Below are 25,256 nucleotides of genomic sequence, written 5' to 3'. Positions count from 1 at the left end.
CCGGCTGGAAATTTGTATCGGTTTCTGCTGGACTGGGCATTCGATCTGCTGACCGCGAAAGGAGTTGTAACAACGCGGTCACGCGGTGATTTTAAAGTAGGTACACAACCTGATGAGGAGACGGGCCATGTCCTTGCAAAACAGCAGCAACGCCAAAATTGAAGTGATCCGCCAACCGCAGCAGTTGCCTTGCTCATACATCGACGCTCAAGGCCGCGAAGTGCAAATCACCGAAGAGATGATCCAGAGCGCCTGCGCCGAACTGGAACAGAAATTGGTCAAGCCTGCCAAGCGAGGCTGAATCGCCCACGCTCTTTTAAACCCGGCCTTGATGGCCGGGTTTTTTATGCCTTCAGATTGCCTGCGCGCCCAATGCCGCCACGATGTTAGACAAAGCCGCAGAGTCGCCGCTGATTCGCACCTTCAAACCCTCAATCTCGCGCCGCGGCGGGTAGTGCTTGCGCAGTTGGTCAAACGCCTTGCGCTGCTCGTCCACGGTGCCTACCAGGCTGCGGCGAAAATCCGCGTCATCACGGCGCGGGTCGTACACCCCACGGCACAGGGCCGCCAGCGCCCAGGCCGGGTCGGTATTGGCGTTGAGGGTAACTTCGGCCAACCACGGTTCCGGCAGCAAGTCGCGGAGTTGAATGGTCGCCTCTTGCCCAAGATACCGGCACAGCGCCTGGTAGATCTGCGCCGTGCCGCGCTGCCTGCCGTCCAAGCTGTAGCCGGCGATATGCGGGGTGGCCAGCACACACAAGTCGGCCAGATCGACGTCCACCTGGGGCTCGCCTTCCCACACATCCAGCACCGCCTGCAGGTCTTCGCGCTCCAGCAGCACGTCCCTGAGGGCGGCATTGTCCACCACCGGGCCGCGGCTGGCGTTGATCAGCCAGGCGCCGGGCTTGAGCTGGTTGAGGCGCTCGCGATCGAACAAGTGCCAGGTAGACCCGTTGCCGGATTTGTTCAGCGGCGTGTGCAGGCTGATCACATCGCACTGCTCGACAATCTGCTGCAGGCTCACGTAGTCACCGTCCTCGGCGATTTGCCGGGGCGGGTCGCACACCAGCACCTTCCAGCCCAACGCCTTGAGCACTTTGACCAGGCGCCCGCCGACTTCACCGGCGCCCACCACGCCGTAGGTACGTTGGGCCAGGTCGGCGCCTTCGATCTCGGCGAGGGTCAGCAGGCTGCCCAGCACATAGTCGACCACGCCACGGGCGTTGCAGCCGGGAGCGCTGGACCACTGGATGCCGGCGCGCTGGAAATAATCAAGGTCGAGGTGATCAGTGCCGATGGTGCAGGTGCCGACAAACCGCACTGGCGAGCCTTCGAGCAAGGCACGGGTGACGTTGGTCACCGAACGCACCAGCAGCACATCGGCCTGTTCGATGGTCGCGCGGTCGATGGACCGGCCCGGAACCCGGCGAATCTCGCCGAATCCTTCGAAGAATGCATCGAGCAGCGGGATATTTTCGTCGGCAACAATCAGCATGGCAGGCTCCTTTCGCGGATCAGCAGTGTACAGCGGTTTTCCGTGTGGCGAGGGAGCTTGCTCCCGCTGGAGTGCGGAGCGCTCCCGAATGAAGCGCCGTGTTTTTTCAGGTACACATCGGTTGCCCGTTCTGGGGGGGGGCTGCTGCGCAGCCCAGCGGGAGCAAGCTCCCTCGCCACAGCAAGCTCCCTCGCCACAAAAAGCAACATTTGCGCTGGGATGTGTTTACAAATCCACAACACAGGTTTTTTCCTGACCAACACGTCAAGGCGTAGAATGCGCCGTCCTGCGCTTCCCCTTATCGGACATCTGTACGTGAACACTGCCACCACCGCCCTCTCCCGCCCCGCCCGCGTCAGCCTTGAAGTACGCAACCTGCTGGCCCTGGCCTTGCCGATCATGATCGGGCAACTGGCGACCACGGCCATGGGTTTTGTCGATGCGGTCATGGCCGGGCGTGTCAGCTCCCGGGACCTGGCGGCGGTCGCCTTGGGCAACTCCATCTGGATCCCGGTGTACCTGCTGATGACCGGCACGCTGCTGGCCACCACGCCGAAAGTCGCCCAGCGCTTTGGCGCCGGCACCCACGGCGAAATCGGCCCGCTGGTGCGACAGTCGATGTGGCTGGCCCTGGTGGTGGGGATTACCGCGCTGCTGTTGCTGATCAGCGCCGAACCGATCCTGCATTTGATGAAGGTCGATCCCGAGCTGATCAAGCCGTGCATGGGCTACCTGCACGGCATCGCCTCGGGCATGCCGGCCATTGCGCTGTATTACGTATTGCGGTGTTTCAGCGACGGCCTGGGCCGAACGCGGCCGAGCATGGTCATGGGCCTGTGCGGGCTGGCGCTGAATATTCCGCTGAACTATGTGTTTATCTACGGCCACTTCGGCGTGCCGGCCATGGGCGGTATTGGTTGTGGCTGGGCCACGGCGATCGTGATGTGGGTAATGATGCTCGGCCTGGCCGCCTGGACCCGCTGGGCGCCGGTGTATCAGAGCAGCGAGCTGTTCAAGCGCTTTGACTGGCCGCAATGGTCGGTGATCAAGCGCGTGCTGAGCATTGGCTTGCCGATCGGGATCGCGGTGTTTGCCGAGTCGAGCATCTTTGCGGTGATCGCGCTGCTGATCGGCAGCCTCGGCGCCACCGTGGTAGCCGGGCACCAGATCGCGCTGAACTTCAGCTCGCTGGTGTTCATGATTCCCTACTCCCTGAGCATGGCGGTCACCGTGCGCGTCGGCCAGGCCCTCGGCCGCGGCGAACCCCGTGAAGCGCGCTTCGCGGCAGGTGTTGGGATGGGCACGGCGCTGGTGTATGCCTGCCTGTCCTGCAGCCTGATGCTGCTGTTTCGCGAACAGATCGCCACCATCTACACCCAAGACCCGCTGGTGATCCAGGTGGCGGCGATGCTGATTGTGTTTGCGGCGTTGTTTCAGTTCTCGGACGCGATTCAGGTCACGGCAGCCGGCGCTTTGCGCGGTTACCAGGACACACGGGTGACCATGGTGCTGACGCTGTTTGCGTATTGGGGTGTGGGCTTGCCGGTGGGCTACGCGCTGGGGTTGACCGAGTGGCTGGGCCAGGCACGCGGCCCGAGTGGCTTGTGGCAGGGCCTGATCGTGGGCCTGAGCTGTGCGGCGGCGATGCTGGTAATCCGCCTGGTGCGCAGTGCACGCAAGCGGATTCGCCACGAGAAAAAACTGTAGGAGCGAGCTTGCTCGCGAAAAACCCTGGAGCGCCGCGTTAAGCCTGGCAGCCCGCGTTATCGTTAACGACCTTCGCGAGCAAGCTCGCTCCTACAGGGACTTCTTGCGGATCCAGTACAGGTAGGTGCCAGCCTGTTCCTGTTGGTCCACCAGCTCATGGTCGAGAAACACGCAGAACTTGGGGATATCGCGACGGGTCGACGGATCGGTCGCGATCACCTTGAGCAAGCCGCCGGGCGCCAGGTCACGGATGTGCTGGTGCAGCATCATCACCGGTTCGGGGCAGTTGAGGCCGGTGGCGTCGAGAATGCCATCGACGGGCAAATCAGGGGTCAGGCTCATGGTTTACTCCTAAACAGGCCGGCATTTTAGCGGTAATGCGGGGCGCCAGGTAGTCAGCGGCGCCCTCAAGGTTTTCGCGAGCGAGCTCGCTCGGTTACCGGGCCTTTGGCTTCTTTACATCCAGCCGACGCAGATGGCAGGTCACTTCTTCACGGTCGTGGTACAGCTGCTTGCAGCCAATCTCCACCCGAATGCCCCGCTCCTTGAAGCCTTCCGCGATGCGTTCAAGCAGGCGCTTCACTTCGGCATAACGCTGCTTCATCGGCAACTTCAGGTTAACCACCGCCTCGCGGCAATGCCCCTCGCCGATCCAGGTTTCCAGCAGGGCCGCGTTACGCGCCGGTTTCTCGACGATGTCGCACACCATCCAGTCCACCGGCTGCTTGGGGGTGTAGATGAAGCCGTCGGCCATCAAGTGCTGCACCAGGCCGGTATCCATCAGGCTTTCGGCCATCGGGCCGTTGTCGATGGCGGTCACCAGCATGCCACGGTTGACCAACTGCCAGGTCCAGCCGCCAGGCGCGGCGCCGAGGTCGACGCCGGTCATGTCGCTGTGCAGGCGCTCGTCCCACTGATCACGGGGGATAAAGTGGTGCCAGGCCTCCTCCAGCTTCAAGGTCGAACGGCTTGGCGCGTCCCGTGGGAATTTCAGGCGCGGAATGCCCATCGGCCACATCGCCGAGTTGTTCGACTCGGCCAGGCCCATGAACACTTCACGGCCACTCTTGAAGGTCAGCAACAGGCGCGGCTTGCTGGCGTCTTCCACCAGCTTGCCGGCAGCCATCAGCGCCTTGCGCAGGTGCACTTCGAATTTCTTGCAGAAGTTCGAGAGTTCCTTGCCATCGTTGGTGTCGACCATTTCCAGCCACAGGCTGCCGCACACCGGGAAATCCCGCAGGTGCGCGAGGATCACGCTGATTCGGTCGGTTTCCGGCAAATCGATGAACACCCCGCGCGCCCACTGCCTCGGGAAGATCAGCTCGGCAAAGCGTTGGCCGCGCATCAGGCGCTGGGCGCCGTCTTCTTCGGTACAGACAAATTCGGCGCAGGCGCTGCCGGTCTTGGCCTTGGCATAGCCCGAAACGTTCAGGCGAGCGGCGTGTTCCGCGATCTCGGAACAGACTTCGCCTTCAAAACCCGGGCGGCAGTGCATAAAAAGGGTGTTCATCAACTCTCCTGGATCACGGGCTTGCTATAGCGCAATGCCTGTCATGAAAACGCGCGCATGATAGCCGAGTTCGGAACCTTGGACTTGTCCATAGAGTCCAGTAATTAGCCAGCTACTTAAAACAGGGCTAATTTAGAAGCTCTGTTCGTCCCGTCAGGTCCGTAGCCGTGCGGACCATAAGGAGTCATGTAATGTCATCCCTTGATAGCCTGAGAACCCTTAAAACCTTACAGATTGACGACAAGGCCTATCACTACTTCAGCCTGCCCGAAGCCGCCAAGAGCCTGGGTGACCTGGACAAACTGCCAATGTCCCTCAAGGTGCTGCTGGAAAACCTGCTGCGCTGGGAAGACGAAAAGACCGTCACCGGCGCCGACCTCAAGGCCATTGCCGCCTGGCTCAAGGAGCGCCGCTCCGACCGCGAGATTCAATACCGCCCCGCCCGTGTACTGATGCAAGACTTTACCGGCGTGCCCGCGGTGGTCGACCTGGCTGCCATGCGCGCCGCGGTGGCCAAGGCCGGCGGCGACCCGCAGCGCATCAACCCGCTGTCACCGGTGGATTTGGTGATCGACCACTCGGTGATGGTCGACAAGTTCGCAACCACCGGCGCCTTTCAAGAAAACGTCGACATCGAAATGCAGCGCAACGGCGAACGCTACGCCTTCCTGCGCTGGGGCCAGAGCGCCTTCGACAACTTCAGCGTAGTGCCACCGGGCACCGGCATCTGCCACCAGGTCAACCTGGAATACCTCGGCCGCACCGTCTGGACCAAAGATGAAGACGGCCGCACCTACGCCTTCCCCGACACATTGGTAGGCACCGACTCCCACACCACCATGATCAACGGCCTCGGCGTACTGGGCTGGGGCGTGGGCGGGATCGAAGCGGAAGCCGCGATGCTCGGCCAGCCAGTGTCGATGCTGATCCCGGAAGTGATCGGCTTCAAGCTCACCGGCAAGCTGAAAGAAGGCATCACCGCCACCGACCTGGTGCTGACCGTCACCCAGATGTTGCGCAAAAAAGGCGTGGTCGGGAAATTCGTCGAATTCTATGGTGATGGCCTGGCTGACCTGCCCCTGGCAGACCGTGCCACCATTGCCAACATGGCCCCGGAATACGGCGCCACTTGCGGCTTCTTCCCGGTGGACGACGTGACTCTGGACTACCTGCGCCTGTCGGGCCGTCCTACCGAAACCGTCAAGCTGGTAGAGGCGTACACCAAGGCCCAGGGCCTGTGGCGCAACGCCGGTCAGGAGCCCATCTTCACTGACAGCCTGGCGCTGGACATGGGCAGCGTCGAAGCCAGCCTGGCCGGCCCGAAACGCCCACAAGACCGTGTTTCCCTGCCGAACGTCGGCCAGGCCTTCAGCGACTTCCTCGACCTGCAATTCAAACCCACCAACAAGGAAGAAGGCCGCCTGGAAAGTGAAGGCGGCGGTGGCGTTGCGGTGGGCAACGCCGACCTGATCGGTGAAGCCGACTACGACTTCGAAGGCCAGACCTATCGCCTGAAAAACGGCGCGGTGGTGATCGCGGCGATTACCTCCTGCACAAACACCTCCAACCCCAGCGTGATGATGGCGGCGGGCCTGGTGGCGAAAAAGGCCGTGGAGAAAGGATTGAAGAGCAAGCCATGGGTGAAAACGTCCCTGGCACCCGGCTCCAAGGTGGTCACCGACTACTACAAAGCGGCGGGGCTGACCCAATACCTCGACAAGCTGGGTTTCGCCCTGGTGGGTTATGGCTGCACCACCTGCATCGGCAACTCCGGGCCGCTGCCCGAGCCGATCGAAAAAGCCATTCAGAAAGCCGACCTGGCCGTAGCCTCGGTGCTTTCGGGCAACCGTAACTTCGAAGGCCGGGTGCACCCGCTGGTGAAAACCAACTGGCTGGCCTCCCCGCCCCTCGTGGTGGCCTACGCCTTGGCCGGCACGGTGCGTATGGACATCAGCAGCGAACCGCTGGGCACCGGCTCGGACGGGAAACCGGTGTACCTGCGGGACATCTGGCCCAGCAGCAAGGAAATCGCCGACGCCGTCGCCCAAGTCAGCACCGGGATGTTCCACAAGGAATACGCCGAGGTGTTTGCCGGCGACGAACAGTGGCAGGCCATTGAAGTGCCACAGGCCGCTACTTACGTGTGGCAGAAGGATTCCACCTACATTCAGCATCCACCCTTCTTCGACGACATTGGCGGCCCGCTGCCGGTGATCGAAGACGTCAAGGGCGCCAACGTGCTGGCATTGCTGGGGGACTCGGTGACCACCGACCACATCTCCCCCGCCGGTAACATCAAGACCGACAGCCCGGCCGGCAAGTACCTGCGCGAGCAAGGTGTCGAACCGCGGGACTTCAACTCCTACGGCTCACGTCGCGGCAACCATGAAGTGATGATGCGCGGCACCTTCGCCAACATCCGCATCCGCAATGAAATGCTTGGCGGTGAGGAAGGCGGCAACACGATCTACATCCCTACCGGCGAGAAAATGCCGATCTACGATGCCGCCATGAAATACCAGGCCTCGGGCACCCCACTGGTGGTGATCGCCGGCCAGGAATATGGCACCGGCTCAAGCCGCGACTGGGCCGCCAAGGGCACCAACCTGCTGGGGGTCAAGGCGGTGATCGCCGAGAGCTTCGAGCGGATCCACCGCTCCAACCTGGTGGGCATGGGCGTGCTGCCGCTGCAGTTCAAGCTGGACCAGAACCGCAAGGCACTCAAACTGACCGGCAAGGAGAAGATCGACATCCTCGGGCTGACCCATGCCGAGATCGAACCGCGCATGAACCTGACGCTGGTGATCACCCGTGAAGACGGCAGCAGCGAGAAGGTCGAAGTGCTGTGCCGTATCGATACGCTGAATGAGGTCGAGTACTTCAAGGCCGGCGGGATCCTGCACTACGTGTTGCGGCAGCTGATTGCCTCGTAACTGACACGCGCTACACAAAACACCGCCTCCCCAGGCGGTGTTTTCATTTTTACCGTCGGTGACGCTCGTTATACTGCCGCCCTCAGATTTCGATAGTCACAAGGATTCCCCATGCTTGCTCTGCCATGGCTGTACCTGGCACTTCTTTCCATCGGCTATGTACTCGCCTTGAGCTATGGGCAACTGGGTTTGATGGCAGCGTTGTCCGTCGCGATGTTGCTATTGGCCGGGTTTGCTGTGCGCCAGCAGCGAAACCCTTGGGTGCGCTATCTCGGCCACGGCCTGTTTATCGTGCTGGCGCTTGGGCTGGCGATGCATTGGCTGCCGGGGTTCTACAACGGTCGCGGAATAGCACCGCAGCGCTTTACTGATGATGCCGTGCCGTTCTCGATGTACCTGAACCAGGACAAGCCGCTGATCGGCTTTTGGCTGCTGCTGGCCTGCCCATGGATTGTGGCGCGACGGTCATTGCGACTGTCGATCTATGCCACGGCGCTGGCATTGACCCTGACGGCGATTGCCGCACTTGGCGGTGCTGCGTTGCTGGGGGTTATCAGTTGGGCTCCGAAGTGGCCGGAGCAGGCGTGGCTATGGGTGCTGAACAACCTGCTGCTGGTGACGCTGGTGGAGGAGGCGCTGTTTCGCGGTTACATCCAGGGCGGCCTGAGCCGTCGCTTCAAACAACTGCCTTACGGTGAAAACCTCGCACTGTTGTTGGCAGCCCTGCTGTTCGGGCTGGTACACCTGGGCGCCGGCTGGCAGTGGACGTTGCTGGCGACCATCGCAGGCGTAGGCTACGGCCTGGCGTATCGCTTTGGTGGGTTGGGCGCGGCAATCGTTACGCACTTCGGCTTGAACCTGCTGCATTTCGGGTTGTTTACCTATCCGATGCTGGCGGGCTGAGGCTGAGCCGATTGTTGCAAAAATTAAGTTAAATAAACCCCCGTAACGGCCGACAACTAATCAAAGCCTCGCGGATTGAAAACTCATGCGTAATAACCAACCCGTTACCCAGCGCGAACGTACCTTCCCCGCTCAGCAACGGTTGATCTCCACCACGGATGCCAAAGGCGTGATCACCTACTGCAACGACGCCTTCGTCGAAATCAGTGGGTTTTCCCATGACGAACTGTTGCGTGCCCCGCACAACCTGGTTCGTCATCCGGATGTTCCGGCGGCTGTGTTCGCACACATGTGGTCGACGCTCAAACAAGGCTTGCCATGGATGGGCATCGTCAAGAACCGCTGCAAGAGCGGTGATCACTATTGGGTCAACGCCTATGTGACACCGGTCTTCGACGGCAATCAGGTGATCGGCTACGAGTCGGTGCGGGTCAAGCCCACCGCCGAGCAGATCCGCCGTGCCGAAGCGCTTTACCAGCGTATCAACCAGGGCAAGTCGGCGATTCCGAGCAGTGACAAGTGGTTGCCGGTGTTGCAGGACTGGCTGCCGTTTATCCTGGTCAGCCAACTGAGCTTCCTGATCGGTGTGTGGCTCGACTCTCATTGGGGCTTTGCCCTGGCCGCCGCACTGTCGGTGCCGCTGGGCCTGTTGGGCCTGAGCTGGCAACAGCGCGGGCTGAAGCGTTTGCTGCGCCTGGCCGAGCAGACCACGTCCGACCCGCTGATTGCGCAGATGTACACCGACAGCCGCGGCGCCCAGGCACGCCTGGAGATGTCGATCCTCAGCCAGGAGGCGCGCCTGAAGACGTGTCTTACCCGTTTGCAGGACACGGCTGAACACCTCAACTCCCAGGCGGCGCAGTCCAACACCCTGGCGCATAACAGCTCCAGCGGTCTTGAACGCCAACGCGTGGAGACCGAACAGGTGGCCACCGCGGTCAATCAAATGGCCGCGACGACCCAGGAAGTCGCCAGCCATGTACAACGCACCGCCGATGCCACCCAGGAAGCCAATCGCCTGACCGGGCGTGGCCGTGATATCGCCGGCGAAACCCGCGAGGCGATTCAGCGCCTGTCGGTGGCCGTGGGCGAAACCGGCGTGACCGTGACCCAACTGGCCAAGGACAGCGATGAGATCGGCGGCGTGGTGGATGTGATCAAAGGCATCGCCGACCAGACCAACCTGCTGGCGCTGAACGCGGCCATCGAAGCGGCCCGTGCCGGCGAGATGGGCCGGGGCTTTGCGGTGGTGGCGGATGAAGTGCGGCAATTGGCCCAGCGTACCAGCGAGTCCACCGGGCAGATTCACGCGCTGATCGCCAAGCTGCAACAAACCGCCAACGCCGCCGTTCAGACCATGGACGCCGGGCATCGCCAGGCGGAGGAAGGTGTGGCACGGGTGATGGAAGCGGACCAGGCGCTGATCGGGATCAGTGAAGCGGTGGCGCATATCACCGACATGACGGCGCAGATTGCGGCGGCGACCGAGGAGCAGAGCTCGGTAGCGGAAGAGATCAGCCGTAATATCAGCACCATTGCGCTGTTGGCGGACCAGACATCGGAACAGGCGTTGAACTCGGCGCAGTTGAGTGAAGAGCTGACGCATACCGCCAATACCCAGTACTCGCTGGTGGAGCGGTTTAACCGGTAATCGACTCACATGTGGCGAGGGAGCTTGCTCCCGCTGGACCGGGCTGGCGCTCCAGTGCGCAGCGCTCCCTGGATTTTGGGGCCGCTACGCAGCCCAGCGGGAGCAAGCTCCCTCGCCACAGTTTTCACTCAAGACCAGCGAGAAACCCTGAGACTGCCACCGCCGCAGCCTCCAAATGCTGCTCATGGCTAAACCCCGAAGCCTTCAACGGCTTCAAATCATGATCCCCCGCCACCAACCACATCACTTCGATGCTCGCCGACAACACATACCCCTCCACCGCCGCCCGATTGCCCAGCGCATCCCGCTCGCCCTGCACAATCAAGGTCGGCGTCTTCAGCCCGGCCAGATGCTCGGTCCGGGGCTTCTCCGGTTTGCCCACCGCATAAAACGGATAACCCAGGCACACCAGCGCATCCGCGCCCAGTTCATCCGCCAGCAAACTGGCCATCCGCCCGCCCATGGACTTGCCGCCAACCGCCAGTTTCCCAGCGACATGACGTCGCACCTCGGCATACACCTCACGCCAGCATTCCAGCAATTTCGGGGCTGGATTGGGTGGGCGTTTGCCCCCGTCCACACGGCGCTGGGCCATGTAGGGAAACTCGAAGCGCAACACGTTCACGCCATGCCCGGCAAGGCGTGCAGCCATGTCGTTCATGAAGCCCGAGTCCATCGGCGCACCCGCGCCGTGGGCCAGGATCAACGTCGCGGGCGTACGCGCGATAGACCCTGTGGCGACATCCCACAACCAGCCGCGCTCCCGCACACACTGCGCCCATTGATCCCCGTCAATACTGGCCTTGTGCTCTTTGCCCATGCTTGCCTCGCTTTTTAGTCTGCCTATAACTCCAGCCCAAGTGCCGCATTTGCTTGGGTTGAACCGTGGATGGGGAACCATGAACACTACTTTAAGTACCGCCTATAACTACAAGGTGGTCCGCCAATTCGCCATTATGACGGTGGTGTGGGGCATCGTCGGCATGGGGCTCGGGGTTTTTCTCGCAGCCCAGTTGGTATGGCCCGAACTCAACTTCAATTTGCCCTGGACCAGTTTCGGCCGTTTGCGCCCGCTGCACACCAACGCGGTGATCTTTGCCTTCGGCGGTTGCGCGCTGTTTGCCAGCTCCTTCTACTCGGTGCAACGCACCTGCCAGACCCAGCTGTTCGCACCCAAGATCGCGCAATTCTGCTTCTGGGGCTGGCAACTGGTCATTGTGCTGGCCGCGATCACCTTGCCGCTGGGCTACACCAGCTCCAAGGAATACGCCGAGCTGGAATGGCCGATCGACATCCTGATCACCATCGTCTGGGTGGCCTACGCCGTCGTGTTCTTTGGCACGGTGATGAAGCGCAACACCAAGCACATCTACGTGGGTAACTGGTTCTTTGGTGCGTTCATCATCACCGTGGCCATTCTGCATATCGTCAACAACCTGGAAATCCCGGTCAGCCTGACCAAGTCCTACTCGCTGTACGGCGGTGCGACGGATGCCATGGTGCAGTGGTGGTATGGGCATAACGCGGTAGGCTTTTTCCTCACCGCCGGCTTCCTGGGGATGATGTACTACTTCGTGCCGAAACAGGCCGAGCGTCCGGTGTATTCCTATCGCCTGTCCATCGTGCACTTCTGGGCACTGATCACCCTGTACATCTGGGCCGGCCCGCACCACTTGCACTACACCGCGCTGCCGGACTGGGCACAGTCCCTGGGCATGGTGATGTCGCTGGTGCTACTGGCGCCAAGCTGGGGCGGGATGATCAACGGCATGATGACCTTGTCGGGTGCCTGGCATAAGTTGCGCAGCGACCCGATCCTGCGCTTCCTTGTCGTGTCTCTCGCGTTCTACGGCATGTCGACCTTCGAAGGGCCGATGATGGCCATCAAGACGGTCAACGCCCTCTCCCACTACACCGACTGGACCATCGGCCACGTTCACGCCGGCGCCCTCGGTTGGGTAGCGATGATCTCCATCGGCGCGCTGTACCACATGATCCCGAAAGTCTTCGGTCGCGAGCAGATGTACAGCCTCGGCCTGATCAACGCGCACTTCTGGCTGGCCACCATCGGCACCGTGCTCTACATCGCTTCGATGTGGGTCAACGGCATTGCCCAGGGCCTGATGTGGCGTGCGGTCAACGAAGACGGCACCTTGACCTACTCCTTCGTCGAAACCCTGGTGGCCAGCCACCCAGGCTTCATCGTGCGGCTGGTGGGCGGGGCGATCTTCCTCAGCGGCATGTTCCTGATGGCTTACAACACGTGGCGCACCGTGCGTTCGGCGCAGCCTGCCGAAGTGATCAACGCCGCGCAGATGGCCTGAGGAGTCGATGATGAAACACGAAACCATTGAAAAGAACGTCGGCCTGTTGATGCTGCTGATGGTGCTCGCCGTGAGCATCGGCGGCCTGACCCAGATCGTGCCACTGTTCTTCCAGGATGTGACCAACAAGCCGGTGGAAGGCATGAAGCCCTACACCGCGCTGCAACTGGAAGGCCGCGACATCTACATCCGCGAAGGTTGCGTACAGTGCCACTCGCAGATGATCCGTCCGTTCCGCGCCGAAACCGAGCGCTACGGCCACTACTCGGTGGCCGGTGAAAGTGTGTGGGATCACCCGTTCCTGTGGGGCTCCAAGCGCACCGGGCCGGACCTGGCCCGCGTCGGCGCGCGCTACTCGGACGACTGGCACCGCGCGCACTTGTACAACCCGCGCAACGTGGTGCCGGAATCGAAGATGCCGGCGTACCCATGGCTGGTCACCGCTGCGGTCGACAGCAGCCACACCGAGACCAAGCTCAAAGTGATGCGCACCCTCGGCGTGCCGTACACCGACGACGATATCGCCGGCGCCGTGGCCTCCCTCAAGGGCAAGACCGAGATGGACGCGCTGGTTTCGTACCTGCAAGTGCTCGGCACTGCCATCAAGAGCAAGAGGTGAGCCATGGGATTTGATTTCGATGCTGGAACCATCCGCGGCCTCGGCACGCTGGTCGTAGCCATCGCCTTCATCGGCTTGTCGCTGTGGGTGTTCAACGCCCGGCGCAATGCGGAGTTCGCCGAAGCCTGCCTGCTGCCGTTTGCCGATGAACCGCTACCGCCAACCCCCGACGCTCAAGAAGAGCCTGCAACAAGGAGCAACCGGCCATGACTACCTTCTGGAGTACATGGATCTGTGTACTGACCCTCGGCAGCCTGATCGGCCTGACCTGGCTGTTGATCGGCACCCGCAAGGGCGAGACCAAGGGCAGCGTGGACCAGACCATGGGCCACGCCTTCGACGGGATCGAGGAGTACGACAACCCGCTGCCGCAATGGTGGTTCATGCTGTTCGCCGGCACCCTGGTGTTTGCCGTCGGCTACCTGATCCTCTACCCGGGCCTGGGCAACTGGAAAGGCGTGTTGCCGGGCTATGAAGACGGCTGGACCCAGACCAAGGAATGGGACAAGGAGATGGCCAAGGCCGACGCCAAGTTCGGGCCGATCTTCGCCAAATTCGCGGCCATGCCGGTAGAAGAAGTCGCCAAGGACCCGCAAGCGCTGAAAATGGGCGGCCGCCTGTTCGCCTCCAACTGCGCGGTGTGCCACGGCTCGGATGCCAAGGGCGCCTACGGCTTCCCGAACCTGGCAGACAACATCTGGCGCTGGGGCGGCTCGGCGGACGCAATCAAGATGACCATCATGAATGGCCGTCATGCAGCGATGCCGGCCTGGGGTGAAGTGCTGGGAGAAGACGGTGTGAAAAACGTCGCGGCCTACGTGCGCCATGAACTGGCGGGCCTGCCGTTGCCGGCCGACAGCACGGCGGATGTCGCGGCGGGCCAAGTGGCGTTCAGCACCACCTGTGTCGCCTGCCACGGTCCGCAAGGCCATGGTGTGGAAGCCATGGGCGCACCGAACCTGACGCAGCCAAGTGGCTTTATCTACGGCACCAGCCTGGCGCAGTTGCAGCAGACCATTCGCCACGGCCGCCAAGGCCAGATGCCCGCGCAGGAAGTGCTGCAAGGCAATGACAAGGTGCATTTGCTCGCGGCCTACGTCTACAGCCTGTCCCATAACGCCGATGGCGCAACGGCTGACAGCCAACCCGAGTAATCGCGCAGTACCCAAAAGCCGCGCCTGATTCAGGCGCGGCTTTTTTGCGACCCATTGTCGCACCCTTCCGATCAGCGACTTTCCCCTCCTGCCATTCGGGTCTACGCTTGTTTGCACAGTGGACTGGCATTGGCCGGTCGACGGCCGACTTGCACTCGATGGGTTGAAACATTTCTGCTCGATGACAGGCGCAAAGGCTGGTACTTACCGGCTGTCGTGCCACTGACCACTCGTCACCCGAGCTGCTTGTTTACACACACTCAGTTACAAGTACCTTCGACCCGTTTAAAATCCTGTCCAAGTCGTCAACTTTTAACCCTGAATTTTGTCCTTACACCAAACATGGAAAGGGCGCAGAATCTGGTTTGGAACGCATTGACGCAGGTCACCTTGCGTTGCAATGGAATCTTGCTTTCTCCATACTTGCGACCGATTTTTACCCTATAAAAAAACCTAAACCGTGGAACCTTAGAATGAGCACAGCAATCAGTCCGACTGCTTATAACTATAAGGTAGTCCGCCAGTTCGCCATCATGACGGTGGTCTGGGGGATCCTTGGCATGGGGCTCGGTGTCTTCATCGCCTCGCAACTGGTTTGGCCAGAGTTGAATTTTGGCCTGCCATGGACGACGTTTGGACGCCTGCGCCCGCTGCACACCAACCTGGTGATTTTCGCCTTCGGTGGATGTGCACTGTTTGCCACTTCTTACTACGTCGTGCAGCGAACCTGCCAAACGCGACTGATTTCCGATGCATTGGCTGCCTTTACCTTCTGGGGCTGGCAAGCGGTCATCGTTGGCGCGATCATCACCCTGCCGCTGGGCTACACCACCACCAAGGAATACGCCGAGCTGGAATGGCCGATCGCCATTTTGCTGGCGATTGTCTGGGTGACCTACGCGGTGGTGTTCTTCGGCACCATCGTCAAGCGCAAGACCAAGCACATCTACGTCGGCAACTGGTTCTACGGGGCATTTATCCTGGTGACGGCGATGCTGCACATCGTCAACCACGCTTCCTTGCCGGTGAGCTTCTTCAAGTCCTACTCGGCCTACGCCGGTGCGACAGACGCAATGATCCAGTGGTGGTACGGCCACAACGCCGTAGGCTTCTTCCTCACCACCGGTTTCCTGGGGATGATGTACTACTTCGTGCCGAAACAGGCCGAGCGTCCGATCTACTCCTATCGCCTGTCCATCGTGCACTTCTGGGCGCTGATCACCCTGTACATCTGGGCCGGTCCGCACCACCTGCACTACACCGCGTTGCCGGACTGGGCACAGTCCCTGGGCATGGCGATGTCGATCATCCTGCTGGCCCCAAGCTGGGGCGGCATGATCAACGGCATGATGACCCTGTCGGGTGCCTGGCATAAATTGCGCACCGACCCGATCCTGCGGTTCCTCGTGGTATCCCTGGCGTTCTACGGCATGTCGACCTTCGAAGGCCCGATGATGGCCATCAAGACCGTCAACTCGCTGTCCCACTACACCGACTGGACCATCGGCCACGTACACGCCGGCGCTCTCGGTTGGGTAGCGATGATCTCCATCGGTGCGCTGTACCACATGATCCCGAAACTGTTCGGCCGTGCGCAGATGCACAGCGTCAGCCTGATCAACACACACTTCTGGCTGGCCACCATCGGTACCGTGCTCTACATCGCCTCGATGTGGGTCAACGGCATCACCCAGGGCCTGATGTGGCGTGCGATCAACGACGACGGCACCCTTACTTACTCCTTCGTCGAAGGGCTGCAAGCCAGCCATCCGGGTTACATCGTGCGCGCCCTCGGCGGTGCGATCTTTGCCAGCGGCATGTTCTTCATGGCCTACAACGTCTGGCGCACCGTGCGTGCCTCCGACCCTAAAGAAGCCGAAGCCGCCAGCCAGATCGCCGTTGTGGGAGCTCACTGATGAAGCATGAAGTAGTCGAGAAGAATATCGGCCTGCTGGCCTTCTTCATGGTCATCGCCGTGAGTATCGGCGGCCTGACCCAGATCGTTCCGCTGTTTTTCCAGGACGTGACCAACAAGCCGGTGGAAGGCATGAAGCCGCGCACCGCCCTTGAACTGGAAGGCCGCGACGTCTACATCGCCAACGGCTGTGTCGGCTGCCACTCGCAGATGATCCGTCCGTTCCGCGCCGAAACCGAACGCTACGGCCACTACTCGGTAGCCGGTGAAAGCGTGTGGGACCACCCGTTCCTGTGGGGTTCCAAGCGCACTGGCCCGGACCTGGCCCGGGTCGGCGGTCGTTACTCCGATGACTGGCAGCGTGCGCACTTGTACAACCCGCGCAACGTCGTGCCCGAGTCGAAAATGCCGGCGTACCCGTTCCTGGTCGAAAACAAACTCGACGGCAAGGACACCGCCAAGAAGATGGAAGTCTTGCGCACCCTCGGCGTGCCTTACACCGACGAAGACATCGCCGGCGCGGCAGCTGCCGTCAAGGGCAAGACCGAAATGGACGCACTGGTGGCCTACTTGCAAGGCCTTGGCACCATCATCAAAAGCAAACGGTGATCGAGATGGATATCGGGATGATTCGAGGCCTGGGCACCGTTGTCGTGATGGTGGCCTTTATCGGCCTGGCCTTGTGGGTGTTCAGCCCCAAGCGCAAGTCGGAGTTTGAAGACGCGACGTTGCTGCCCTTCGCGGATGATCCCGAAGCCATCAAGCACGTCGTAGAAGCGTCTAGGAGTAACAAAGAATGACTACGTTCTGGAGTCTGTACGTCACAGTCCTCAGTCTGGGTACCATTTTCGCCCTGACCTGGCTGCTGCTGTCGACCCGCAAGGGCCAGCGCGCCGAGCAAACCGATGAAACCGTTGGCCACTCGTTCGACGGTATCGAGGAGTACGACAACCCGCTGCCAAAATGGTGGTTCATGCTGTTCGTCGGCACCATCATCTTCGCCCTCGGTTACCTGGCGCTGTACCCCGGCCTGGGCAACTGGAAAGGCCTGCTGCCGGGCTACAACTACCTCGACAACGATAAGCAAACCCCGTTTGCCAATGGCCAGACCGGCTGGACCGGCGTGCACGAATGGGAAAAGGAAATGGCCAAGTCGGACGCCCGGTTCGGGCCGATCTTCGCCAAGTTCGCCGCCATGCCGATTGAAGAAGTGGCCAAGGACCCGCAAGCCTTGAAGATGGGTGGCCGCCTGTTCGCCTCCAACTGCTCGGTGTGCCACGGTTCCGATGCGAAGGGCGCGTACGGTTTCCCCAACCTGACCGACGCCGACTGGCGCTGGGGCGGTGACCCGGCCACCATCAAGGAAACCATCATGAAGGGCCGCCACGCGGTGATGCCGGCCTGGGCCGAAGTCATTGGCGAGCAAGGCGTGGCCGATGTGGCCGGCTTTGTGGTGACCAACCTGGATGGCCGCAAACTGCCGGAAGGCGCGAAGGCAGACGTGGCCAACGGCGAGAAACTCTTCGCCGCCAACTGCGTGGCATGCCACGGTCCCGCCGGTAAAGGTACCCCCGCAATGGGCGCACCTGACCTGACCCACCCGGGCGCGTTCATCTACGGTTCGAGCTTCGCGCAACTGCAGCAGACCATCCGTTATGGCCGTCAGGGCCAGATGCCTGCGCAAGAGCAGTTGCAGGGGAACGACAAGGTGCACCTGCTGGCGGCGTATGTTTACAGCCTGTCCCATGGGGACAAGCCGGCGGACGCCGAGTAAGGCAAAACGGTATAAAAAACGGCCCCGCCAGCGGAAGCTGACAGGGCTGTTTTTGAAACCACCAAAGATCCAATGTGGGAGCGGGCTTGCTCGCGAATGCGGTGTATCAGCAACCAATAAGTTGACTGACACTGCGCATTCGCGAGCAAGCCCGCTCCCACATCAGACCTGCTGTGTTTTGAAGATCCGGGTCTCTTGGCTGACTGCATTCAGGACCTGCCCGCCCACCGCAACAGCAAAAACCGTCCATACTTCACAAGTCAATTGATCCAGATCACGTACACCATCAATTGATTTCTCCCAACGCGACCAAAGGTCGCACCCGTCGAAGGGTATCAGGGGCGTATCATTAGGCCACTGCAACACCCCTATTTTGACCCCGGTTGGCACGTACTGGCCGAGGCAAATCTCCACTGCCGTGGGATGCAATGATGAGCAACCAGATTCCGGTACATGACGTTACCCCGCCTGCCAAAAAATCAAGCAACACTGTCGATCTCTACGCATCACGGGAGAAAATCTACACCCGCGCCTTCACCGGTTTGTTCCGCAATTTGCGGATGCTCGGTGGCGCCGGCTTGTTCCTGCTCTACTTCGGCACCGTGTGGCTGAACTGGGGTGGCCATCAAGCCGTGTGGTGGAACCTGCCGGAGCGTAAGTTCTTTATTTTTGGCGCGACCTTCTGGCCTCAGGATTTCATCCTGCTGTCGGGCATCCTGATCGTCGCGGCGTTTGGCCTGTTCTTCATCACCGTGTATGCCGGCCGCGTCTGGTGCGGCTACACCTGCCCGCAAAGCGTGTGGACCTGGATCTTCATGTGGTGCGAAAAAGTCACCGAAGGCGACCGCAACCAGCGCATCAAACTGGACAAGGCGCCGATGAGCGCCAACAAGTTCCTGCGCAAATTCAGTAAGCACAGCCTGTGGCTGGTCATCGGCTTTGTCACCGGCATGACCTTCGTCGGCTACTTTTCGCCGATCTGTGAACTGGTGTTCGACTTCTTCACCGGCCAGGCCGATGGCTGGTCGTATTTCTGGGTAGGTTTCTTCACCCTCGCCACCTACGGCAACGCCGGTTGGCTGCGCGAGCAAGTGTGCATCTACATGTGCCCATACGCGCGTTTCCAGAGTGTGATGTTCGACAAGGACACCCTGATTGTTTCCTACGACCCACGCCGTGGCGAAACCCGTGGCCCGCGCAAAAAAGGTATCGACTACAAGGCCGAGGGCCTGGGGGACTGCATCGATTGCACGATGTGCGTGCAGGTGTGCCCCACCGGCATCGACATCCGTGACGGCCTGCAGATCGAATGCATCGGCTGCGCGGCCTGCATCGACGCCTGCGACAACATCATGGACAAGATGGAGTATCCGCGCGGGCTGATCAGCTACACCACCGAGCACAACCTGTCGGGGCAGAAAACCCATAAACTGCGCCCGCGCCTGATCGGTTATGCCTTGGTGCTGCTGGCGATGATGGGCCTGTTGGCAGGCGCATTCTTCATGCGTTCGCTGGTGGGTTTCGACGTCAGCAAGGACCGTGTTTTGTACCGCGAAAACGCCGAAGGCCGGATCGAAAACGTCTACAGCCTGAAGATCATGAACAAGGACCAGCGCGACCACACTTACGTGCTGGAAGCCGCAGGCCTGCCGGACCTCAAGCTGCAAGGCCGGCGCGAGATCAAGGTGGCTGCCGGGGAGATCTTCAGCATGCCGGTGGAGCTGTCGAGCGCACCGGAACAGCTGCCGTCGAGCACCAACGAGGTGAAATTCATCCTCAAGGATGCCGATGACGACAGCGTCCACATTGAAGCCAAGAGCCGATTCATCGGCCCACAAATTCGCTAAACAAGAGAGCAGAACAATGCCCGCAGCAACTGCCGCAAGCCCCTGGTACAAGCACCTCTGGCCCTGGATCATCATTGGGATCCTGGCGTGCTCGGTGACGTTGACCTTGTCCATGGTGACCATCGCGGTGAACAACCCCGACAACCTGGTCAACGACAACTACTACGAGGCCGGCAAAGGTATCAACCGCTCACTGGACCGCGAGCTACTGGCCCAGACCCTGCAACTGCGCGCCAAGGTGCACCTGGACGAGCTGACCGGCGAAGTCGAGTTGCACCTGACCGGTAACAGCGGGCCCGGCACTCTGGAACTGAACCTGATTTCGCCGACCCAGCCGGAGAAGGATCGCAAGATCATCCTGACCCGCAGCGACAGCGAGCCTGGCCGCTACATCGGCCAGGTGACCGACAAGGTCGAAGGCCGCCGCTTCGTCGAATTGCTGGGTGTGGAAGGCGACAGGACCTGGCGCATGTTTGAAGAAGAACAGGTCAGCCATGACAAGGACTTGCTGCTGGGCGACGAGCCGCTGCAGGGTGCTGAAGACCTGAAAAAATAGCACCGGCCATGACCACCCCAACCCCCTGCTACCACTGCGCCCTGCCCGTGCCGCCCGGCAGCCGGTTCACTGCCGTTATCCTCGGCGAGTCCCGCGAGCTGTGTTGCCCGGGCTGCCAGGCGGTGGCCGAGGCGATTGTCGCCGGTGGCCTGGAAAGCTATTACCAGCACCGCAGCGAAGCCTCGGCCAACCCCGATGCGCTGCCGGTGCAACTGGTGGACGAGCTGGCGCTGTATGACCGTGCGGATGTGCAAAAGCCCTTCGTGCGCCACGACGGTGATCTGTCGGAAGCCACGCTGTTGATGGAGGGCATCAGTTGCGCCGCCTGTGGCTGGCTGATCGAAAAACACCTGCGCAACCTGCCGGCCGTGGCCGAGGCGCGGCTGAACCTGTCCAACCACCGCCTGCACGTGCGTTGGGCCGATGGGCAACTGCCACTGAGCCAACTGCTCGGCGAGTTGCGCCACATCGGCTACGCCGCCCACCCGTACCAAGCCGACCGCGCCGCCGAACAACTGGCCAGCGAAAACCGTCTGGCGTTGCGTCAACTGGGCGTCGCCGGGCTGCTGTGGTTCCAGGCAATGATGGCAACGATGGCCACCTGGCCGGAATTCAATATCGACCTGAGCCCCGAGCTGCACGTGATCCTGCGCTGGGTCGCGATGTTTCTTACAACACCAATCGTGTTCTACAGCTGCGCGCCCTTCTTCAAAGGCGCGATGCGCGACCTGCGCACCCGCCACCTGACCATGGATGTCTCAGTGTCGCTGGCGATCGGCGGTGCGTACCTGGCCGGGATCTGGACTGCCATCACCGGCACCGGCGAGCTGTATTTCGATGCAGTCGGCATGTTTGCCCTGTTCCTGTTGGCCGGACGCTACCTGGAGCGCCGCGCCCGGGAACGTACGGCGGCGGCGACCGCGCAGTTGGTCAACCTGTTGCCGGCTTCGTGCCTGCGCATGAGTGTTGATGGGCAAAGTGAACGGATCCTGCTCAGCGAGCTGGCCTTGGGTGATCGGGTGCTGGTGCACCCGGGCGCGGTGCTGCCGGCGGACGGCATCATCCTCGACGGCCAGTCGAGCATCGACGAATCCCTGCTGACCGGCGAGTACCTGCCGCAGCCGCGCCAGGTCGGCGATGCGGTTACCGCCGGCACCCTCAACGTCGAAGGCGCGCTGACCGTCGAAGTCCGCGCCCTGGGCCACGACACGCGCCTGTCGGCCATCGTGCGTCTGCTGGAGCGGGCCCAGGCGGAAAAACCCCGGCTGGCGGAAATCGCCGACCGCGCCGCCCAATGGTTCCTGCTGTGTTCGTTGATCGCCGCTGCTGTGATCGGCCTGGTGTGGTGGGAGCTGGATTCGTCACGGGCGTTCTGGATAGTCCTGGCGATGCTGGTTGCAACCTGCCCTTGTGCCCTGTCCCTGGCGACGCCAACCGCCCTGACGGCAGCCACCGGCACCCTGCACAAACTCGGCCTGCTACTGACACGGGGCCACGTGCTGGAAGGCCTGAACCAGATCGACACAGTGATTTTCGACAAGACCGGCACCCTCACCGAAGGCCGCCTGGCCTTGCGCGCCATCCGTGCGCTGGGTGTGCTGGGCAGCGACGAATGCCTGAGCCTTGCTGCCGCGCTGGAGCAACGTTCTGAACACCCGATCGCCCGCGCATTCGGCCGCGCACCACTGGCGGCGGATGAAGTGCTCAGCATGCCGGGACTGGGGCTGGAAGGCATTGTCGGTAAACGCCGCTTGCGCATTGGCCAGCCGGGTTTTGTCTGCGAATTGAGCGGCTGCGCGCTTCCCACCTCGCCAACAGAAGCCGGGCAATGGTTGCTGCTGGGGGACACCGACGGCGCACTGGCCTGGTTTGTCCTGGATGATCGCCTGCGCAGCGACGCCCCCGCCTTGCTCGCCGCCTGCAAGGCACGCGGCTGGCGCACCTTGCTGTTGTCCGGCGACAGCTCGCCAATGGTCGCCAGCGTCGCCCTTGAGCTGGGCATCGATGAAGCCCACGGCGGCCTGCGCCCAGACGACAAGCTGCAAATGCTGCAACAGTTGCACAAGGAAGGCCGCAAGGTGCTGATGCTCGGTGACGGCGTCAACGACGTGCCGGTGCTGGCCGCCGCCGATATCAGCGTGGCCATGGGCTCGGCCACCGACCTGGCCAAGACCAGTGCCGACGCGGTACTGCTGTCGAACCGCCTCGACGCCCTGGTACAAGCCTTTACCCTGGCCCGGCGCACCCGTCGGGTAATCATTGAAAACCTGCTGTGGGCCGGGCTGTACAATGGCCTGATGTTGCCGTTTGCCGCCCTCGGCTGGATCACCCCCATCTGGGCGGCGATTGGCATGTCCCTCAGTTCGTTGACCGTGGTGCTCAACGCCCTGCGCCTGACTCGCATGCCGAGCGCGCCAGCCGTGAGCTCCACCCCCGTAACCCGTCCGCTGCCGGCTTGAGCCGCGCGGGCATGGAGTGCAGATGCCAGCTCTTTACGTGATGATCCCGGCGGCGCTGTTGATCGTGGCCATCGCCATTTACATCTTCTTCTGGGCGGTGGACAGCGGCCAGTACGACGACCTCGATGGCCCGGCCCACAGCGTGCTGTTCGACGACCAGGACCCGAATCATCTGGCCGCCGTCGACGAAGCCAATGGCCCTGAGCAACCGCCCAAGCCCAAAGACCCGCCCCATGCTTGAACTGGCGCCCCTGCTGGTCTCGGCGGTGATCCTCGGCCTGCTCGGCGGCGGCCATTGCCTGGGCATGTGCGGCGGCCTGATGGGCGCGCTGACGCTGGCGATTCCCAAGGAACAACGCAGTCGCCGCTTTCGCCTGCTGCTGGCCTATAACCTCGGACGCATCCTCAGCTATGCCACCGCCGGCCTGTTGATCGGCCTGGCGGGCTGGGCCGTGGCCAATAGCCCGGCGGCGATGTTCATGCGCATCCTCGCCGGGCTGTTGCTGATCTGCATGGGCTTGTACCTGGCCGGCTGGTGGAGCGGCCTGACCCGTATCGAAAGCCTCGGTCGCGGCCTGTGGCGCCATATCCAGCCGGTTGCCAACCGGTTGCTGCCGGTGTCCAGCCTGCCCCGGGCATTACTGCTGGGCGCGCTGTGGGGCTGGCTGCCGTGCGGGTTGGTCTACAGCACTCTGCTGTGGGCGGCCAGCCAGGGCAACGCACTGGACAGTGCATTGCTGATGCTCGCCTTCGGCCTCGGCACCTGGCCGGTACTGCTGGCCACTGGGCTGGCGGCCGAGCGTGTCACCGCGCTGTTGCGCAAACGAAGCGTGCGCATGACCGGTGGCGTGCTGGTGATTGTATTTGGCCTGTGGACGCTACCCGGCCCGCACCAGCACTGGCTAATGGGCCATTAAAAGGCTATGTGGCATAGCGCCGCTCCCCGTTGATGCAAATCAAGATGGCTTGCCCACCCAGCCCCTAGACTCGGCCCACTAGCCTATCCGGGGGAACGCCCGCATGCTCGACGCCATTCGTTGGGACACTGATCTGATTCACCGCTACGACCTGGCGGGGCCGCGCTATACCTCGTACCCCACCGCCGTACAATTCGACAGCCAGGTCGGCACCTTCGACCTGCTCCACGCCCTGCGCGACAGTCGCAAGGCCGCACGGCCATTGTCGCTGTATGTGCATGTGCCGTTCTGCGCGAATATTTGCTACTACTGCGCCTGCAACAAGGTCATTACCAAGGACCGCGGCCGGGCTCACGCCTATCTGCAACGCCTGGAGCAGGAAATCCAGTTGGTGGCCTGCCACCTCGACCCCAAGCAGCCGGTGGAGCAACTGCATTTTGGCGGTGGCACCCCGACCTTTCTCAGCCATGACGAGCTGCGTCAGGTCATGGGCCGGCTGCGACAGCACTTCAACCTGCTGGACGATGATTCCGGCGACTACGGGATCGAAATCGACCCACGAGAAGCCGACTGGGCGACCATGGGCCTGCTGCGTGAGCTGGGCTTCAACCGCGTCAGCATCGGCGTGCAGGACCTCGATCCCGAAGTGCAGCGTGCGGTGAACCGCTTGCAAAGCCTGGAAGAAACCCGCGCAGTGATCGACGCAGCGCGCACCCTGCAGTTTCGTTCGATCAATATCGACCTGATCTACGGCTTGCCCAAACAGACGCCGCTGAATTTCGCACGCACCGTGGAAGAAGTAATCAGCCTGCAACCGGACCGCCTCTCGGTGTTCAACTACGCACACCTGCCGGAGCGTTTCATGCCTCAGCGGCGGATCGATACTGATGACCTGCCCTCCCCGGCCGAAAAGCTGCTGATGCTGCAAACCACCATCGAACAATTGACCCAGGCCGGCTACCGCTACATCGGCATGGACCACTTTGCCCTGCCGGATGACGAACTGGCCGTCGCTCAGGAGGAAGGCAGGCTGCAACGCAACTTCCAGGGCTACACCACCCACGGGCATTGCGACTTGATCGGGCTTGGGGTGTCGGCGATCAGCCAGATTGGCGACCTGTACTGCCAGAACAGCAGTGACCTGAACCACTACCAGAACGCTCTGGCAGGCGCGCAACTGGCTACCAGCCGAGGGCTGTTGTGCACCACGGATGATCGGTTGCGACGGGAAGTGATTCAGCAGTTGATCTGCAATTTCAGCCTGGCATTCGAGAAGATCGAACAGGCTTTCAACATCGATTTTCGTGGTTACTTCGATGAGCTGTGGCCACAACTGGAAGCGATGGCCGAGGACGGGCTGATCGAACTCGACCCACAAGGCATCCGAGTATTGCCGGCTGGACGCCTGCTGGTGCGCTCGGTGTGCATGGTGTTCGATGCCTACCTCGAACACCAGAACCGGCAGCGCTTCTCCAGGGTCATCTGATCGCGT

General features: G+C 61.8%; 23 protein-coding genes. 19 read left to right on the top strand and 4 right to left on the bottom strand.

Annotated features, from left to right (window positions below; translation table 11 throughout):
- The first annotated feature begins 127 nt into the window (after positions 1-127).
- Positions 128-301: a PA1571 family protein gene (locus ACA046_RS08625; protein WP_010176367.1), complete on the top strand. Its 174-nt coding sequence runs from the start codon at positions 128-130 to the stop codon at positions 299-301.
- A gap of 51 nt (positions 302-352) precedes the next feature.
- On the opposite strand, the gene pdxB is transcribed toward ACA046_RS08625, so the two are convergent.
- Positions 353-1,495 carry a 4-phosphoerythronate dehydrogenase PdxB gene (gene pdxB / locus ACA046_RS08620; protein ID WP_497676274.1) on the bottom strand — a complete coding sequence of 381 codons (1,143 nt, stop codon included), beginning with the start codon at positions 1,493-1,495 and terminating at the stop codon, positions 353-355.
- 315 nt (positions 1,496-1,810) lie between these two features.
- On the opposite strand from pdxB, the gene ACA046_RS08615 reads away from it, so the two are divergent.
- Positions 1,811-3,202 (top strand): MATE family efflux transporter, encoded by a 1,392-nt coding sequence (locus ACA046_RS08615; protein ID WP_167662628.1) that lies wholly within the window; start codon positions 1,811-1,813, stop codon positions 3,200-3,202.
- A 90-nt stretch (positions 3,203-3,292) separates the two neighbouring features.
- Here the strand turns inward: ACA046_RS08615 and tusA are convergent, their stop codons facing one another.
- Both tusA and rlmM read right to left on the bottom strand, forming a co-directional pair.
- Positions 3,293-3,544, bottom strand: a complete 252-nt coding sequence (tusA, locus tag ACA046_RS08610) for a sulfurtransferase TusA (protein WP_459027037.1) — start codon at positions 3,542-3,544, stop codon at positions 3,293-3,295.
- A gap of 94 nt (positions 3,545-3,638) precedes the next feature.
- Positions 3,639-4,712, bottom strand: coding sequence for a 23S rRNA (cytidine(2498)-2'-O)-methyltransferase RlmM (rlmM, locus tag ACA046_RS08605; RefSeq protein WP_003219000.1), 1,074 nt, complete (start codon positions 4,710-4,712; stop codon positions 3,639-3,641).
- Between the two features lie 191 nt (positions 4,713-4,903).
- Here rlmM and acnA point away from each other — a divergent pair, with 191 nt between their 5' ends.
- The 3 genes from acnA to ACA046_RS08590 all read left to right on the top strand — a co-directional run bounded on the left by acnA (position 4,904) and on the right by ACA046_RS08590 (position 10,199).
- Positions 4,904-7,645, top strand: coding sequence for an aconitate hydratase AcnA (gene acnA, locus ACA046_RS08600; RefSeq protein WP_497676273.1), 2,742 nt, complete (start codon positions 4,904-4,906; stop codon positions 7,643-7,645).
- A 111-nt stretch (positions 7,646-7,756) separates the two neighbouring features.
- Positions 7,757-8,548: a CPBP family intramembrane glutamic endopeptidase gene (locus ACA046_RS08595; protein WP_497676272.1), complete on the top strand. Its 792-nt coding sequence runs from the start codon at positions 7,757-7,759 to the stop codon at positions 8,546-8,548.
- Positions 8,549-8,633: 85 nt separating this feature from the next.
- Positions 8,634-10,199, top strand: a complete 1,566-nt coding sequence (locus ACA046_RS08590; RefSeq protein WP_167662629.1) for a methyl-accepting chemotaxis protein — start codon at positions 8,634-8,636, stop codon at positions 10,197-10,199.
- A gap of 124 nt (positions 10,200-10,323) precedes the next feature.
- On the opposite strand, the gene ACA046_RS08585 is transcribed toward ACA046_RS08590, so the two are convergent.
- Complete coding sequence (locus tag ACA046_RS08585; protein WP_497676271.1) at positions 10,324-11,019, bottom strand: alpha/beta family hydrolase; 696 nt, start codon at positions 11,017-11,019, stop codon at positions 10,324-10,326.
- 79 nt (positions 11,020-11,098) lie between these two features.
- Between ACA046_RS08585 and ccoN (ACA046_RS08580) the strand changes: the two genes are divergently transcribed.
- The 14 genes from ccoN (ACA046_RS08580) (at position 11,099) to hemN (ending at position 25,250) form a co-directional block, all read left to right on the top strand.
- Positions 11,099-12,523: a cytochrome-c oxidase, cbb3-type subunit I gene (gene ccoN / locus ACA046_RS08580; protein ID WP_497676270.1), complete on the top strand. Its 1,425-nt coding sequence runs from the start codon at positions 11,099-11,101 to the stop codon at positions 12,521-12,523.
- A 10-nt stretch (positions 12,524-12,533) separates the two neighbouring features.
- A complete protein-coding gene (gene ccoO, locus ACA046_RS08575; RefSeq protein WP_076017220.1) occupies positions 12,534-13,142 on the top strand; it encodes a cytochrome-c oxidase, cbb3-type subunit II in 609 nt (202 codons plus the stop codon).
- 3 nt (positions 13,143-13,145) lie between these two features.
- Positions 13,146-13,352 (top strand): cbb3-type cytochrome oxidase subunit 3, encoded by a 207-nt coding sequence (locus ACA046_RS08570; protein ID WP_459027026.1) that lies wholly within the window; start codon positions 13,146-13,148, stop codon positions 13,350-13,352.
- Entirely contained in the window at positions 13,349-14,296 is a 948-nt protein-coding gene (gene ccoP, locus ACA046_RS08565; RefSeq protein ID WP_459027024.1) for a cytochrome-c oxidase, cbb3-type subunit III, read from the top strand. The genes ACA046_RS08570 and ccoP (ACA046_RS08565) overlap by 4 nt, the downstream gene beginning before the upstream one ends.
- Positions 14,297-14,769: 473 nt before the next feature.
- Positions 14,770-16,212: a cytochrome-c oxidase, cbb3-type subunit I gene (gene ccoN / locus ACA046_RS08560; protein WP_177026881.1), complete on the top strand. Its 1,443-nt coding sequence runs from the start codon at positions 14,770-14,772 to the stop codon at positions 16,210-16,212.
- Positions 16,212-16,820, top strand: coding sequence for a cytochrome-c oxidase, cbb3-type subunit II (gene ccoO / locus ACA046_RS08555; protein WP_003193167.1), 609 nt, complete (start codon positions 16,212-16,214; stop codon positions 16,818-16,820). The genes ccoN (ACA046_RS08560) and ccoO (ACA046_RS08555) overlap by 1 nt, the downstream gene beginning before the upstream one ends.
- Before the next feature lie 5 nt (positions 16,821-16,825).
- Positions 16,826-17,011 (top strand): CcoQ/FixQ family Cbb3-type cytochrome c oxidase assembly chaperone, encoded by a 186-nt coding sequence (locus tag ACA046_RS08550; RefSeq protein ID WP_008437575.1) that lies wholly within the window; start codon positions 16,826-16,828, stop codon positions 17,009-17,011.
- Positions 17,008-17,985, top strand: coding sequence for a cytochrome-c oxidase, cbb3-type subunit III (gene ccoP / locus ACA046_RS08545; RefSeq protein WP_497676269.1), 978 nt, complete (start codon positions 17,008-17,010; stop codon positions 17,983-17,985). The genes ACA046_RS08550 and ccoP (ACA046_RS08545) overlap by 4 nt, the downstream gene beginning before the upstream one ends.
- Before the next feature lie 431 nt (positions 17,986-18,416).
- The gene (gene ccoG / locus ACA046_RS08540; RefSeq protein WP_497676268.1) at positions 18,417-19,832 is read left to right on the top strand and encodes a cytochrome c oxidase accessory protein CcoG; all 1,416 of its coding nucleotides are present in this window, start codon (positions 18,417-18,419) and stop codon (positions 19,830-19,832) included.
- 16 nt (positions 19,833-19,848) lie between these two features.
- Positions 19,849-20,388 (top strand): FixH family protein, encoded by a 540-nt coding sequence (locus tag ACA046_RS08535; protein WP_010176382.1) that lies wholly within the window; start codon positions 19,849-19,851, stop codon positions 20,386-20,388.
- Between the two features lie 8 nt (positions 20,389-20,396).
- Entirely contained in the window at positions 20,397-22,847 is a 2,451-nt protein-coding gene (locus tag ACA046_RS08530; RefSeq protein WP_497676267.1) for a heavy metal translocating P-type ATPase, read from the top strand.
- Positions 22,848-22,869: 22 nt separating this feature from the next.
- On the top strand, positions 22,870-23,088 hold the full coding sequence (gene ccoS / locus ACA046_RS08525) for a cbb3-type cytochrome oxidase assembly protein CcoS (RefSeq protein ID WP_003219033.1): 219 nt from the start codon (positions 22,870-22,872) through the stop codon (positions 23,086-23,088).
- Positions 23,081-23,764 carry a sulfite exporter TauE/SafE family protein gene (locus tag ACA046_RS08520; RefSeq protein ID WP_459027011.1) on the top strand — a complete coding sequence of 228 codons (684 nt, stop codon included), beginning with the start codon at positions 23,081-23,083 and terminating at the stop codon, positions 23,762-23,764. Before ccoS ends, ACA046_RS08520 begins: the two co-directional genes overlap by 8 nt.
- Before the next feature lie 103 nt (positions 23,765-23,867).
- Positions 23,868-25,250: an oxygen-independent coproporphyrinogen III oxidase gene (gene hemN, locus ACA046_RS08515; protein WP_076017212.1), complete on the top strand. Its 1,383-nt coding sequence runs from the start codon at positions 23,868-23,870 to the stop codon at positions 25,248-25,250.
- Positions 25,251-25,256: the final 6 nt, after the last annotated feature.

The sequence above is a fragment of the Pseudomonas sp. LBUM1641 genome (genome assembly GCF_059716235.1).
This window is presented reverse-complemented; position numbering and strand designations above follow the sequence as displayed.